This is a genomic window from Acinetobacter sp. ASP199 (assembly GCF_022700675.1).
Lineage (GTDB): Bacteria > Pseudomonadota > Gammaproteobacteria > Pseudomonadales > Moraxellaceae > Acinetobacter.
In genome coordinates, this window is record NZ_CP062182.1 from 451,102 (window position 1) to 465,120 (window position 14,019).

Sequence of the window (14,019 nt, forward strand, 5' to 3'; positions counted from 1 at the left end):
CTGTATTTTTTAAGTTTTGATCATCAGGATCAACCAGACACCTGCATGGTGAACCTATAATTAAATTTTAGTCCAGAAAACATGAAAAGTTTTTGCTTTTTCTATGGATTTTAGTCGTATCTTAAAAAAGATTTTCTTATAAATTTATTAATTGGAAAAATATTTCTCTGATCTATTTTAATCTTGTTGGATTTTCCTGTAATTAAGCGATAAGGTTAAAATATTTCTTTATATGATAGCTTTGTTAGAAGTTCTTAAGCAATGCGTACATGAAATCTTTCATATCAAAAAATAAAGGCTAGCCTGATAGATCCAGACTAGCCTGTAATAGCATGAAGATTGCTCAGATCAGTATTTAAAATGCAGCCCTAAAACGGCACTGATGCCTTCTGCTTCAGTGGCATAGTGGGAAGAATACGCTTTGGTAAAATAACGCGTATCGGACAGGTTATTGATATTCAGCTGCAGATCCACATTGGGGTTCACCTGATAACGTGCCATGGCATCGTAACGCACATAACCGGGAACAAATTTGGTATTGGCGGCATTGCCATAAACTTTATCCATTGCCACAGCACCGGCACCCAATGTCAGTTGAGGTATGATCTGATAGGTTGTCCATAAGGTTGCACTGTTTTCTGCTACGTTCTGAACCTGATTGCCATTGTTCGAGCTTGGTACATAGATAGGATTTGCTGTAGTTCCAATATTCTCAAAGCCACCATCAATCACTTCACTATCCAAATAGGTATAGCCTGCAGAAATTGCCCATTTCTCAATAACATTTCCATTGATACCCAGCTCAATCCCATCGACACGGGTCTCACCGATATTACGGGTACTGCCATCAGCGTCGGCGGAGCGGGTATTGGTTTTTTCAGTACGGAAAATGGCGGCTGTCAGATTCAGTTTATCTTCCAGAAGATCCCATTTAGTTCCCAGTTCCATAGTACGAACTTTTTCAGCTTTTAAATTTTCAATAGCTGCACTAATACTTTCAGAGCCATCACCGCCATCGACACCGACCGGATTCGAGGAAGTGGCATAGCTGACATAAATACTGCCATTTTCTCTTGGCTTAAAGACCAGACCTGCCTGATAGTTTAAAAAGTCTTCTTCATTTTCGAGGGTCAGCTGATCACCTGGAACGGCGGTAATTGGTGTATTGTTTGCGCCTGTCACCGCACTATTGAATCGTCCATAGGTCAAGGTTTGCTGGGTTTTATAATCATCCCAACGTACACCCAGATCCAGAATCCATTGTGGATGAAGTTCGATGCTGTCTAGCAAGTAAATCGATTTTGATTTGGTCTCGATATCATAACGGTCCGCACCGTCCGTACTAATAGTCCCTGTCCACGCACCCCGGTCTGGATTGTCTACAGAAGTACACCAGCCTAAGGCCACATTGGCAAGAATACCGCAAGCCGCAAAAGAGCTTCCTGTAGCATTCAGACCATTAATAATATATTGGGTACGCTCGGTATCCTGATCTAAATATTCTGCACCCAGATTAAAGCTGTGCTGAATAGCACCAGTATCAAATTTGCCTGTTAAAGCCAGTAGGTCAGTAAAGGTACCGGTATCTGCGATACGTGAATTGGCCCGTGCCCAGACATTGCCATTCAAAATGAAATTCCCGCGTGAATCATCGGGGTTGGTCCAGAGATAGTTATTTTTGGAACGGTTAAATACCGCCGTATTACTTAGGGTCAGATTGTCATTCAGGTCATGTTCCAATTTAAAGGTACCAATCTGGTTTTCCTGTTTCTGGAAATCACGATCTTTCCAGCCATAGTATTGACCAGCTTTGGCATCAATTGGTTTTCCATTGCCATTTAAAGCGACATTGGCATTGGTCGCTGCAAATGGATTGTTATAGGGAATGCCTGAGTCTGGAATATCATCAGTTTTTAGATAGTAATAACTCAAAGTACCACGTGTTGCATTGTCCAGACCAAAACTGAAGCTAGGTGCAATACCCGCACGTTTATATTCCGCACCGTCATGCTGACCCGCTTTTTCATTCTGATGGCCCATGACCGCGACACGAGCCGCCATACCATTGCCGAAGTCCTTGTTAGCATCTAAAGTGATACGTGCATACATATCTGTACCACCCGCAACAGAACCTTCCAGTGCATCTCCCTTTTTCGCCACTTTTGAAATCAGGTTAATACTGCCGCCAGTGATACCAGCGCCGCCCATGGCAGAGGCAGAACCTTTGGTGACTTCGACCTGCTCAACGGCAAACATTTCCCGGTTTTGTGAAGTCGAATTCCGTACACCATCCACATACATCGAACTTTCCGAGTTATAACCCCGAATAAAAGGTCGATCCCCATTTGGATTACCACCTTCTCCCGCGCCTAGGGTAATCCCCGGCACAGTACGCAAAGCATCTGCCAAGGTCGTAACCTGGGTATCTTCAATCAGTTGCTGAGGGATCACAACCACAGATTTCGGGGTATCCAGGAGAGGGGCAACAAATTTGCTATTTGCCGACTGATCGATTTTTAAACCTGGCACAGATTCCACTTGCACTTCCTGACGGATGGTTTCAAGCTGCACCACGTTTTCTTGGGCAATTGCATGTGCGGATGCAAAAGAAAGGGAAGAAACGATGGCTGAAGAAACTATTTTTTTACGAGATTTTATATAGCTCATAATGATTCTTTTTTATTTTTAAGTTTGGATTAGCAAATAATAATTATTATTGTTATCGTTGCTATCCTTCTTGTATTGATATTGGCGATGAATAAAATTTAATCAATTTAAAAAATAGATAGACTAGAGTGCAAATTGAGAATCAACGCTATGTTTTTAATATAGATTGATTAAATGTGGATCTTGTTTGGTTTTTATTGATAATAGCTGTTGATAGATAATGCTGTATTGAATTACTTTTAAAGACGCTTCAAGAAGATAAATATATTTTTTAACTCATTGATGTTTCAATTTTATTTTCAATTAAATCCTAATTAATCAATTCCACTACACAGACAGTCCGGTTGAATATCTGCCACGGTCGCTGTTCCCATTAAGGCCATGGTAATTTCAAATTCTTCTTTCAGGATTTTGATCACATGCGCGACCCCAAGTGCTCCAGCAGTCGCCAGACCATAAATATAAGGACGGCCAATCAGGACAGCAGAAGCACCTAAGGCAATCGCCTTGAATACATCAGATCCACGGCGAATACCGCCATCATAAATCAGAGGAAAATCTGCTGGCACAACCTTTTTAATTAGTTGTAGGGCAATCAGTGGAGAAATGCAGGTATCCAGTACCCGGCCGCCATGATTGGAAATGATCAGACCTTTTACCCCATGCTGAATCGCCAGCTGGGCATCCAGAGGATGCACGATTCCTTTTAGAATGACCGGTAAATGGGTCTGCTGTACCATCCAGGCAACATCTTCCCAAGTCGGGGCAATTTTCATCAGTCCATTAAAAACAGGATGATCACCTTCCTTTAATTCTGGAAGGGGAATATGGGTAGGCGTATGCGGATGTTGCATGCCTTCCGGTAAATAGAAAAAAGCACGACGTTCACGATCGCGGATGCCAGTATGCGGTGAATCCACCGTAATCACTAACGCCTTATAATTATGCGCTTCAGCCATTTTCACTAAAGCTAAAGATTTTTCCCGATGCCCTTGCCAGTAAAGCTGGAACCATTTGCGAGGATTATCCTGCTTGAGTGCTCGCATATCGGTATTAGTAAAAGTGCTGAGAATCATATTGCTGCCCATCACTTCTGCGGCGAGGGCAGAAGCGGCTTCAGCCTCAGGGTGAAATTGCTGCTGGTGTCCAATCGGTGCCAGGAAAATCGGATGCGGAAATTTCTGTCCAAAAATTTCAATTTCAGTACTGCCTTGGGTCAGATCTTTCAGCATACGCGGCAGAAGCTGAATATCCTGAAATTGCTGTAAATTATCCCGGACACTGACTTCATCCATGGAGCCGCCTTGCAGATAATCCCAGACCATACTGGACAGATGTTTTTTTGCCTCCATTTCATAGTCAGCAATGGTTTGTAGGTAGGCCGGGATCTGGGTTAATGGCGCCATTGGTTCACGTGACATTATAAATCACCCCATTGACGAATCAGATTGTGATAATGATGAGTAAGCTGCAGGACTTCTTCAGTATCGCCAAGCTGTTGGCGTAGTTTGATAATCGTCATGTCTAGATCAAACAGCATGCTGCGTTTGGCATCTTCGCGAACCATACTTTGAATCCAGGTCACGGCAGCAATACGTTTGCCTTGAGTTACTGGTTCAACCCGATGCAGGCTGGTCGATGGATAAACAATCACATCACCAGCATCCAGTTTCACTTCATGGCAACCATACTGGTCTTCAACGACCAGCTCACCACCTTCATATTCATCGATTTCAGATAAAAATAAAGTCAGTGACACATCGGTACGAATGGCCTGTCCAAGTAGGGGTGAATAATGAATGGCATTATCCACATGATTGCCATAGGTGCCTGAATCCTGATAACAGTTAAACAGGGGCGGCAGGATATGTTTCGGTAGGGCAGCAGAAGTAATTAAATGATGACTTTTCAGCGTCTGTAAAATGATAGGGCTAATCTGCTGATACAGGACAGAAGAAGAATCCAGCTGCAGGTTCTTTTTGATTTTATGTGCCTGACTCCCGGCACTGAGTTGCCCATTCATCCAGTGTTCTGAACGATCCAATTGCTGTCTCAGTTCGGCAACTTGGGCTTTGCTTAATACTGCCGGGATATGTAACATCATTTTAAAAGCATTCCTGCAATTGAAAATATCGTGCATTCAAGAGAATACACGATATTGATAGATAGAGATAAAAGCTGAATTAAAATTTATAGTTCAGGGTTAAAGCTGCTGAACGTGGTTGACCCAAGATCATACGGCCACCTCCATTATTCAGCGTGCTGATATACTCTTTATCTGCTAGATTATAAATATTCAGGTTTAAAGAAGTCTGGTCATTAAAGGTATAACCGGCCATGGCATCAAATACGACATAGCTTGGAATACTTGGCATATTTGCTGCTGCAGTACTGTCGGTAATCACACGTTTTTGCTCATCCACATAACGTGCTCCCAAGCCCAGTTTTAAACCAGCAATGTTATAGGTCGTCCATAGTGAAGCGGTCCATTCAGGTGACCAGCGTACACTATTGGTCTGGGTCACTGCACCCGTGTTGGAGTTGACACTGAACTGGCCTTTTTGCTCGGTTTTCATATGAGCTACGCCAGCTGAAATATTCCAAGCATCGGTAATTTTACCGACAGCACCCAATTCGATTCCTTTAACTGTAGTCTTACCTTCCTGAACAGACTCGCGGGTAATTGGATCTTGGGTAAACTGGTTTTCATTTTCGGTATAATATGCCGCAGCATTTAAAGCCAGATCACCATCCAGCAGGTCCCATTTGGTGCCAATTTCATAATGATGAGTCTCTTGAGGGTCTGCTGCCGAGCTGTTTATTCCTGTAGTTGAAAGGCTAAAGTTGCTGCTGCCAGGCGGTGTCAGGGATTTGGCATAAGATGCATAGACACTGCTGTAGGCGGTTGGCTTATATAAACCACCGAGCTTCCAGCTGAATAAAGTGTCATGGGCTTTTAAATCTGTTTTGGTTTCAGTCACTGCTAGTGTCGTACTATCGGTTGAATAACCCAGTGCATCGTAATTGGTATCGTAATAATCGACACGGACGCCACCATTGAGTTGGAAACGTTCACCAAACCTGAGCGTATCGAAAAGATAAGCAGCCGCCGTCTGGGTTTCACCATCCGAATAAGCGCCCGTATACACAGGATCAGGCAGATTCTGGTGACGGTCAGGATGGTATAGATTCGCGGGTGGTGTACTGTTAGTAGGCTGCCCTGGCATTTGTGTAGCCAGTGTTCTGGAATGTTGCTGCTCTTTTAAGAGTTCTACGCCAGCGACCAGATCATGCTCTACTGAACCGGTTTTGACATTCCAGTTCACCGTGCTCTGATTGGCCAGAATTTTATTTTCCTGATCAACACCCTGGCGTGAACGGCTTACTGTCCAGTCTTGAGGATTGGTAGAGTCATTTCTTGAAAGGCTATTAATCCCCGTCAAAGTACGCTGCATCTGGGTATTGCCCAGACGGGTAATATTGGTAAATTTCAGATTTTCAGCCCAGTCACTTTCGATTTTGGCTGTATACATATCAGCATCAACATCTTCATGGTCATCTACATGGCCATAATAATTTTCACGGTCTACTTTAGGTGCGCTGGCGATTAGCGGATCTGCATTCCAGAATCCTTTCATGCCAATCGTTGGAATACCGCCATCCGGAATGTTACGTTGGCGGATATGCTGGGAATAAAGATACAGTCGAGTATCACTATCCAGACCAAAAGCGATAGAAGGGGCAACAGCCCAGCCTTGATTCTCGATAAAGTCGCGACCTTCTACACCGCCATCCTGACCCATTGCATTTAAACGGACAGCAACGCTGTCATTGATCGCCTGATTAATGTCAGTGGCAAGACGCGTATGTTCAGCCGTATTGTAGGTAGCAGAGACTTCACGACTGTTTTCTAAATGAGGCAATTTGCTGACCAGATTCACATAGCCAGACGCCGTACCACGCCCACCTTCGGCACCCGCAGGGCCTTTTACGACTTCCACCTGTTCCAGGTTAAATACATCACGACTTACAGCGCCGAGGTCACGAATGCCATCTAAATAGGTGGAGCTTTGAGTTGAGAAGCCGCGCATCTGGAAGGCATCGCCAGCACTGGTATTCCCATTCTCACCGAGTTGTAAGGTAATTCCTGGCGTATTGCGTAAGGCTTCAACCAAAGTAGTTGCACCTTGTTCTTTTAATAAATTCTTGTTGATAATCGAAACAGTTTGAGGCGTATCTACTAAAGCTTGGCTAGATTTAGCGGAACTTAATTGATCCACTTTATATTCATTTGCAGTTTTATTCTTAACTGTAATTTCTGGAAGCTGAATTACGCCTTCATTGGTGATGTTATCTGCATGAGTGATCAGTGGCAAAGTTGCAGCAAGTGCGACCAATGAAGTCTTGTAATGATGTTTTCGGCTTTTGATATGTGCCATGTGACAGAATTCCTGAATTGAATAATATTTCCCTTACCACCTTGATATGCTCGAGTTCATCAAATAGCAGCAATTATGGAGTTATTGTTATGGCCTTTAACAATTTTACGAATTTTAGTGATAATAATTATCATTAACAATATTCAATTAAGTCATTCTTATGAATTTATGGATGAAATTACTGTTTAATATTCAAACTTTAATCTAGGATTTCTATTAAGAAAAATTTCAAAATAAACTTATTTTTCAGTTTTTTACCTAAGATTAAAAAAATGTAATTATTTTCTATTTAAAGCTTTTTATCAAAAGGTGCGTAAATATAACTAAATCTAGATTTAAGGTTTTATATCTTTCAGAAAATAAAAATAGCCTCACGAATGAGGCTATTTTTTGATGAGGGAAGAAGCTAAAACTTAGTATTTAAAGTTTAGAGAAAGTACTGCGTTACGGCCTTCTGCTTCAGTTGCATAGTGAGAAGCATATGCTTTGGTGAAGTAACGTTCATCAGTCAGGTTATTTACGTTCAATTGTAAGTCAACATTTTTGTTCACGTTATAACGAGCCATTGCATCGTAACGTACGTAACCTGGAACATATTTAGTATTGGCTGCATCACCATAAACTTTGTCCATAGCAACCGCACCCGCACCAAGGGTGAATGATGGTGTGAACGCATAAGTTGTCCAAAGTGTTGCACTGTTTTCAGGAACATTTGGTAAGCGTTTGCCTTTTGCAGCATTCGGGTAGGTGCACACACCAGCACGTGTACAAGATGGACCTGGATCTGTTTGTTCACTATCTAAGTAGGTGTAACCTAGAGAAGCTGCCCATTTATCCGTGATGTTACCGTTCAAACCAAGTTCAAAACCGTCTACTTTACTTTCGCCGATATTTGCATAAGTGGTTGAATCAAGCTGGATACGGGCATTCTGTTTTTCAGTACGGAAAATCGCAGCGGTTAAATTCAAGCGATCATCGAATAAATCCCATTTTGTACCCACTTCAAAAGTACGGCTTTCTTCTGGGTCAAGGTTACTGTAAGCCTCTCCGATACCTTCAGAGCCATCACCTGCATCAACACCAACTGGGTTAGCTGAAGTTGCATAGCTTGCATAGATTGAACCATTTTCAACAGGTTTGAAAGTTACCCCTGCTTGGTAGGTGAAAAAGTCGGTATCGCTTGTTACCGTGTCTTGGTCACCAACATTCTTCTTAGGAGGAATGACAACACCATCTACGGTTGTTGGCTTTGTTGCAGCGTTATTCGCGCCATAAGTCATGGTTTGCTCTGTATCAAATTTATCCCAACGAAGACCTAGATCCAAAATCCATTGAGGATTAAATTCAATACTGTCTAAGAAATAGATCGAGGTAGATTTGGTTCTTGTGTTGTATTGATCAGCGCCCTCTGTACTAATTGTGCCAGTCCATGGGCCTCGGTTGGGATTTTGAACTGGAGTACACCAACCAGCTGGTGCACTATCAGGACATGTTTGATAGGCACTACCAGTAGCATTTAAGCCATTGATAATATACTGGGTACGGTCATTTTCTTGGTCAGAATATTCGGCACCCAAGTTAAAGCTATGTTGTAGTGAGCCAGTATTGAATTTACCTGTAAGTGCTAATTGATCCGTAAAAGTATCTGTATCAGCTACACGTGAATTTGCACGTGCAAAAACACTATTATTTAGATAAATGTTACCTTTTGAGTCATCAGGATTGGTCCACAGGTAATCATTTTTAGATTTACTGTAGCTAGCAGTATTGGAAATTGTCAGATTGTCGGTTAAATCATGTTCAAGTTTGATCGTACCGATTTGATTTTCCTGTTTTTGGAAGTCGCGATCTTCCCAACCATAGTAAACGCCTTGTTTAACATTAATTGGTTTACCATTGCCATTTAAAGGTCTATTGTCTGTCGCACCAGCAGCTGGGGCACCAAATGGATTGTTATAAGGTACACCTGAATCTGGCGTGTCATCAGTTTTTAAGTAGTAATAACTTAAGGTTGCACGGGTAGGGGTATCCAGGCCAAAAGTAATACTTGGCGCAATACCTGCACGTTTATATTCAGTACCGTCTTTTTGACCGGCTTTTTCATTATGATGACCCATCACCGCCACACGTGCTGCAACACCATTACCAAAATCTTTATTACCATCTAAGGTAATACGTGCGTAGCTGTCAGTGCCTCCAGCAACAGAACCTTCTAAAGAATCCCCTGCTTTGGCAACTTTAGAAATCATGTTAATGCTACCACCAGTGGTCCCTGCACCGCCCATAGCAGAAGCCGAACCTTTGGTGACTTCAACCTGTTCTACAGCAAACATTTCACGATTTTGCGAAGTTGCACTACGAATTCCATCTACATACATTGAGCTTTCAGAGTTATAACCACGAATAAATGGACGATCGCCGTTTGGGTTACCACCTTCACCTGCACCTAGCGTAATACCAGGAACAGTACGAAGTGCATCTGTAAGACTAGTAACTTGGGTATCTTCGATCAGTTGTTTTGAAATCACAGAAACCGATTTAGGTGTATCTAAAAGAGGGGCAGTAAATTTTTGGTTCGCAGACTGATCCGTTTTGAATGAAGCTTTGGGTGCTTCGGCGACGGTTTGGTGAATGGTTTCGAGTTGAATCACAGCATCATCAGCAATGGCTTGACCAGTGACAATACACAGGGATGAGGCGATGGCTGAAGAAACCATTTTTTTACGTGATTTAATGTATGACATGAGATAACTAATTATTCTGAAAATGTTTGCGAATAATAATTATTCCTATTTGTGAATGCTTGTTTTTATCATTGTTTTTGCCAATCTAATAAATGCCTGATTTTGGAAAATTGAATGTAATGATGTAACAAAATATATCTAAGTAAATGAATTTAATAAATATTGGGGAAATAGGTGTTTGAGGTCTCTTTGATGGGGATTTTTTATGTACATAAAGTAGGGATTTTGTAAGAATTTTAAGGACATAAAAAACCTGCCGAAGCAGGTTTTTTTATTGATTAGATACGATTAGAAGTCATAAGAGACAGATAACCAGTAGTTGCGGCCTGGAAGATATGTTCCTTGTAATCCTGACAAATACTTGTAACTTTGAGTTGTTTTATTAGTGGTGTCATCCAAATATTCTACAGTTGTGTATTCGGTAAAGTCTTTATCTAAAAGGTTATTTACCGCCATATTAAAGCGTACTTGGTCATTTACTGTATAACTTGCACCTAAATTAAACAGATTATAACCAGATAATTTATTGCCTGAAGCTTGATAAATTGCTAGATCATCAGCATCTGTTGGTACAGAGGTTGAACGAACACGGCTCGACTTATACTCATGTTGCAACCATAAATCCATGTCAGGATTGATATGCCACGTTGAGGTTAAATTCAACGCATTTCGTGGGTTGTTGTTGTAATAATTACCTTCATTTGCAGCATTATTACTCTGTGTAATTTTACTCTTTGTATAAGTATAAGCCGCTTTAATATCCCATTCAGGAATAATGCTGTATTGTAAAGTTGTCTCTACGCCATACACCTCAGCTTCACTGGCATTGATGCTTTGAGAACACGTTTTACCTGCTGGACATTGAGGATGACTAGGAACTCTTATGCCTGATACGACAGCATTTTCAATTTCGTTATAGAAACCAGTAGCGGTAAAAGTGATTTGATCATTAGGTTGCAGGTTGATACCTAATTCGTAATTTGTTGATTCTTCAGGTTTTAAATCAGGATTGCCGAAAGTATAGCTTTTCCCTTGATTGCCTAGGTTGATGAGGCTGCCTTCCAAAGCTTTTGCTGACGGTACTTTATAACCGGTGCTGACGCCGCCTTTAACCGTTAAAATGTCATTGGTATTCCAAACTAAGTAAGCGCGTGGACTGAAATGCCCACCAAAACCAGAGTGATCTTCATAACGACCACCTAATGTAAGACCTAAATTGTCAAAAATACGCCATTCATCTTCGGCATAAAGTGACCAAGATTTGCTATCAAATTCGTTTTTACCCGTAATATGTTGAGCAATATTATCTTCAATGTTTTGTTCTTTATATTGTGTTCCGATAGTTAATTTGTGATTGCTAATAGTTGAAACTAGATGGCTATCGGCAATAATGTCAGTATTTGATAAATTTCGAGGACTACCAATTAATGGATCTTTGTTAATAATTTCAGATTCTGTAAATGCACCAGTTGGTAGTGAGCGTCCTTTTGTTTCAGTAGTTGAGTGGCTGATATATGTTTTCCAAATACCAAAATCGTAATCACCATCATGACCAACTGCAAATTGAGTACGATTAAATTCTAGTTCATCTTTATAACCATCAGCAGAAGGAACCACAGAGTTATCGGAAAGTTTTGCTGTAGTTGTCCAATCTAGGTTGCCTAAGCGATTTTCTTCATTGCTATAGGTTTGGCTAGAATGAAAAGCATCAAACCAAACAGCATTCTTATTATCAACCACATATGATAATTTACTACCTACATCGTAATTGTCTGCTTTATTCGGACGAGGATCTCTACTTGTTGAACCTTCTACAACACGTTCAGAACGTTGACGATCTAAATAAGAGCCACGAAGCTGTAAACCTAGTTTGTCATTAATTACAGGCCCGTTGAGTAAAAAGCTCGTTTTCCAAGAATCTGCTTCAGCACCATGCTCCATAACGTTGCCACTGACAGTCACGTTACCATTCCATTCATCGCTAACTTTTTTAGTGATAATGTTAATTACGCCGCCCATGGCATCTGAACCATACAGGGTAGACATTGGGCCACGAATGACTTCAATACGCTCAATCGCTGAAAGTGGTGGCATAAATCCTGTTGATGTTTCACCAAAACCATTTGGTGTTACATCCGTTGATGTCGTTTGACGACGACCATCAATTAAAATAAGAGTGTCATCAGCTCCCATACCACGCATGCTGACATTTAATCCTGCAGTTTTACCAACGCCATTACGTACGTCGATACCCGGAACATCTGCTAACAAATCAGCAATACTGGTGGCGTTTTTCTTTTCAATATCTTCTTTGGTTACAACACTGATGGAAGCAGGGGCATTTTTTAATTCTTGTTCAAAACCCGCAGCCGATACCACGATGGTGGATAATTGAGTCACTGGTGTATTGTCTGTATTTGCAAATACTGAGGATGATGTGACCCCAAGGATAGCCACAGCAAGTGGACGAAGACTGAAAGTGCGCATAACCAAGATTCCAAAAAGATGGAGAAAATGTAGAGGGTTGAATTAATTTTTGCAATAATAATGATAATATTTATCATTTGCAATAAAGTGTCTATAAATATTTAATCAAACGAGCGATTCATCGTATAAGTAGGAATAATGTGAAGAAATCGTTTCTAAAAACTGTAACAAGGCTGTATGTTTTGTATATCTTTAAATGATGTCATATAATGTGGCACATTTTTTTATAACCTGTTATTACCAAATATATAGAGGAAGCCATGCAAGTAACTTCTGAAGCGGTTTCGGGCGTTGCCCGTCGTTTAAATGTTTCTGTACCGACGAGCCGAATTAATGAGCAATTTGAAGCTCGTTTAAAACGCACTGCTAAAACTGCGAAGATCAACGGCTTCCGTCCTGGTAAAGTGCCTTTGAACGTTATTCGTCGTGAATACGGTGCTGGTATCTACCAAGAAGTTGTTAACGACATCATTCGTGATACAGTTTTTGAAGCAATCCAACAAGAGAAAATCAACGCTGTTGGTATGCCAAACATTGAAAAAACTGAAATGAAAGACGATGCTTTAGTTTATGAAGCAACTGTTGAAGTTTACCCAGAAGTTGAAGTGAAGTTTGAAGGCCTTGAAGTTGAGCGCAACGAAGCTGAAGTAAACGATAAAGACGTTGAGAAGATGATCGAAAATCTTCAAAAACAACGTGCTGCTTGGGCTGAAACCAAAGGCATGGCGAAAAAAGACATGCAAGTTACTTTCGATTTTGAAGGTTCAGTTGATGGCGAAAAATTCGAAGGCGGTTCTGCACAAGACTTTAAACTTGTTTTAGGTTCTGGTCGTATGATCCCTGGCTTCGAAGATGGCATCATCGGCATGAAGAAAGGCGAAGAGAAAGTTATCGATGTAACTTTCCCAGAAGACTACCAAGCTGAAAACCTTGCTGGTAAACAAGCTCAATTCAAAATCACTGTAAAACTTGTTGAAAAGCAAAAACTTCCAGAAATTGATGCTGAATTCCTGAAAATCTTCGGTTTAACTGAAGAAGAAGGCGTTGAAAAACTTAAAGCTGACGTTCGTAAAAACATGGAACGTGAAGTGAAAAACGGTCTTCGCAACCAGGTTAAAGGCGCAACTTTTGATGCACTTGTAGCTGCAAACGAAGTTGAAATTCCAGCTGCTATGCTTGCTCAAGAAGTTGACCGTCAACGTCAACAAATGATCCAGCAGTTCACTCAACAGTTCGGTGCCCAGGGCGCGAAAGCATTTGATTCAAGCATGCTTCCAGACGAACTGTTCAAAGAACAAGCTGAAAAATCAGTTAAACTTGGCGTATTGGTAAGTAAAGTACTTGCTGACGCGAAAATTGAAGTTGATCAAGCACGTGTAGAAGCTTACATCGAAGACATGGCTTCTTCTTACGAAGATCCTGCTGAAGTGATTGAATACTTCAAAAACGACAAGCAACAACGTGCTCAAATCGAAGCAGTTGTTCTTGAAGACCAAGTTGTTGATCACATCCTGGCTGCTGCTAAAGTGACTGACACTAAGGTTAGCTATGAAGACCTATTGAAAGCTCAGCAAGCTCGCCAACAAGGCTAAGTTTAGCTGGTCATAAAAAAGGCGCTTTAAGCGCCTTTTTTTAATACTTTAGCTTTCTATGACCTAATCAGTTTTTCACAAAACTAATGC

Annotated in this window: 7 protein-coding genes; 1 reads left to right on the top strand and 6 read right to left on the bottom strand. The window is 41.2% G+C overall.

Annotated features, from left to right (window positions below):
* Window positions 1–348: 348 nt before the first annotated feature.
* From IHE35_RS02130 to IHE35_RS02155, 6 genes are all read right to left on the bottom strand, one after another.
* A complete protein-coding gene (locus IHE35_RS02130; RefSeq protein WP_242788946.1) occupies window positions 349–2,667 on the bottom strand; it encodes a TonB-dependent siderophore receptor in 2,319 nt (772 codons plus the stop codon).
* A gap of 314 nt (window positions 2,668–2,981) precedes the next feature.
* Window positions 2,982–4,088 (bottom strand): alpha-hydroxy acid oxidase, encoded by a 1,107-nt coding sequence (locus IHE35_RS02135; protein ID WP_242788948.1) that lies wholly within the window; start codon window positions 4,086–4,088, stop codon window positions 2,982–2,984.
* Window positions 4,088–4,771, bottom strand: a complete 684-nt coding sequence (locus IHE35_RS02140; protein WP_242788950.1) for a Fe2+-dependent dioxygenase — start codon at window positions 4,769–4,771, stop codon at window positions 4,088–4,090. The genes IHE35_RS02135 and IHE35_RS02140 overlap by 1 nt, the downstream gene beginning before the upstream one ends.
* 79 nt (window positions 4,772–4,850) lie before the next feature.
* Window positions 4,851–7,106: a catecholate siderophore receptor Fiu gene (locus tag IHE35_RS02145; protein WP_242788957.1), complete on the bottom strand. Its 2,256-nt coding sequence runs from the start codon at window positions 7,104–7,106 to the stop codon at window positions 4,851–4,853.
* Between the two features lie 413 nt (window positions 7,107–7,519).
* Window positions 7,520–9,850, bottom strand: coding sequence for a TonB-dependent siderophore receptor (locus IHE35_RS02150; RefSeq protein ID WP_242788959.1), 2,331 nt, complete (start codon window positions 9,848–9,850; stop codon window positions 7,520–7,522).
* 288 nt (window positions 9,851–10,138) lie between these two features.
* Window positions 10,139–12,337 carry a TonB-dependent receptor gene (locus IHE35_RS02155; protein ID WP_242788961.1) on the bottom strand — a complete coding sequence of 733 codons (2,199 nt, stop codon included), beginning with the start codon at window positions 12,335–12,337 and terminating at the stop codon, window positions 10,139–10,141.
* Window positions 12,338–12,597: 260 nt separating this feature from the next.
* On the opposite strand from IHE35_RS02155, the gene tig reads away from it, so the two are divergent.
* A complete protein-coding gene (tig, locus tag IHE35_RS02160) occupies window positions 12,598–13,929 on the top strand; it encodes a trigger factor (RefSeq protein ID WP_242788963.1) in 1,332 nt (443 codons plus the stop codon).
* Window positions 13,930–14,019: the final 90 nt, after the last annotated feature.